The organism is Peribacillus sp. NPDC046944, assembly GCF_050272735.1.
Lineage (GTDB): Bacteria > Bacillota > Bacilli > Bacillales > DSM-1321 > Peribacillus.
The window spans coordinates 1-2320 of the sequence record NZ_JBNNML010000027.1; the positions used below are offsets into that span (position 1 = coordinate 1).

A 2320-nucleotide genomic window follows, 5' to 3' on the forward strand; every position below is an offset into this window, starting at 1 on the left:
TTCAGCGCCGATGGTAGTTGGGGGTTTCCCCCTGTGAGAGTAGGACGCCGCCAAGCCATTTCAAGGTCAGCCACTAGGCTGGCCTTTTTTGTGTTCTCAATAAAAATGGAACATGGGTTACTTTTGTAGAGGGAAAGAGCTTTACCTATAAATAAAGAATTAAATTCATATCTTATTTTAGCAATAGTTTTACAAATTACGTTATAAGGTGGAGGGGACTTCCAAAGTTTTATCCCTTTCTACACACTCATATATTAAAAAAACCTTATTCTCATATTTAAAGTGCTGTGTTTTTTATAAACGATGGTCTATATTACATAACAAATTAAATATTATCTGTACCCCTTATACTGCGGGTTATTTTTTATTAATGAAGGTAGACTCAATAATGAAAGTAATGAGCATATAAACAGTAATTTATAACGCTCTATTCAACATGATATTAATTATAGATTTCAAAGACCTAACTCAAAATCTTCATGATTGGAATTTAAAATTAAAATAATAAATTGAGAGGAGCTGCGCGCAATAGTCAATAAAACTGGCTATTAGATCAGTTCCTTTTAGATTTTCTAAAAAAAGATCAACTCCAGGACTTATAACTTTAAAGCCTCTGCTAGTTCTATAAGAAGCAGAAAAGAAAATATTAAACAGTTGCTCGAACTATATAACAAGAAAATGTTATAGGTAAACCATCTTTTGTGGCATTTTGCTCGAAAATCTTAGATACTTCATACAAGTTTTTTTCTTTTAAAGTTTCATAAATGGAAGGGTGTTGACCGAAACAACGTAATTTTAAAACATCCAATGGGGAGTGAATATACTCTGTACTATTTATTGCTTCAATCTTAGAATGAGAGAACTTACTAATATCAATTCTATGATTAATGAGATTTAAGATTGGAGTTCCTATTGAAGAATCAAAGAGGTTAGGAAATAAAAGGGGTAATAATTTGTCTCATCTCCAGGATGGAGACCAATTATTTTGCCACCACTTTTTATAACTTTCTTAAGGTATGGATATGCGGATGTAGGACCTTTCCTTATGTATGCACAATCAAATTCATCCATCAAAAGGCAATCCATTTTTTATATTTCCTAAAACAAAAGATACATTTGGTTTTTTATCTTTAGCCTAACTTGTAAGAACTTTTCTGTTACATCAAACCCTATTATTTCTTTTGCTACCGAGCCACATTCATTTGTTAGCTCGCCGTGTCCACATCCAACATCCAATACTTTCCTTCCAACTGTGATTTTAGTTACTTCTTTATCAAATATTGATTCTCCGTTAGGCTCTGTTAGTGTAGAATTCCAAGAATATATGTATTTACCCTGAATGTCACTAAGTTGTTTATACCATTCTATCGAATGTGGCTGCACCCATTCTGTAAAAGTTGTAGGGTCTGTTGATTGCATATACAATCCCCCTTAATAGATCTAAAATAATTATTATTCTTTAAGTTAATAAAAAGTCCTCCTTCTTCAACTAAACCGCCTCGTTAGTTTAAGCGTAACATTTCACAAACAATATTCCCTTACGAAAATCAACCCTTATCTTTAACACAGCCTATAACATAATACGAACCGTTTGTTATTAATTTCACCGTATCATGTAAATGGGTAATGCCCTCTGACTGTTTTAAGAGTTATATTTGAGTTAGAAGTAACTTAAATTCGCTTAATAAGTTAAGCTGTATAATCAGAGTGTAAGGATATTAAGCATTCACATTAGGAGAACTCGTTTCATTTACGCCCCTGGTGGTGCAGCTTTCTATCATAAGTTCAATAAGGGGATTCTCCATTAACCTTAGATATGGACCTTTAATATTAATATAGACTCATGTCAGCTTACTTGTTTCATAATTGTGATATTAGAATGATATCTGCAAGAGTAACAAGAGTGGTGTGTAATATCTGACTAAGGCTCTATATAGAAATTATTTGCTCCTTATTTAAAAGGCTATCCCTTTATGGTAGAAAGTAATAATTGTCCTTGATTAACATTGAAAGCTTATTGTGTATAAATGAAGAGTGGAGGGATAATCCTTCCCTTAAAGAGTACTGTCAGTGGTACTTGTTATCCAATGGAGGAGGAACATTATTATCCTAATAAATTATAATAAGGTATTTCACTTAAATGTGTTGACTTTGAAACTGAAAAGGATTAATATAAATAAGCACTAAGAAAACAAACGCAAAACTTCATTGCTTATAGCTGAATCGCTAGAAGAAATGACACAATAAAAACTATTGACTTCTTATAAAGAAAATGATAAGATGAAATGGTCGCTGAAAAACACAGCGATTAAAAATAAGT

At 32.2% G+C, this 2320-nt stretch carries 1 protein-coding gene; it reads right to left on the reverse strand.

Annotation, left to right across the window (positions count from 1 at the left end):
• Positions 1-1098 precede the first annotated feature (1098 nt).
• Positions 1099-1419: a hypothetical protein gene (locus tag ACQKIC_RS20810; RefSeq protein ID WP_427592234.1), complete on the reverse strand. Its 321-nt coding sequence runs from the start codon at positions 1417-1419 to the stop codon at positions 1099-1101.
• Positions 1420-2320 lie beyond the last annotated feature (901 nt).

Excerpts from the sequence above, each read along its gene's own strand:
- ACQKIC_RS20810 (WP_427592234.1), bottom strand. The coding sequence starts at position 1,419 with ATGCAATCAACAGACCCTACAACTTTTACAGAATGGGTGCAGCCACAT.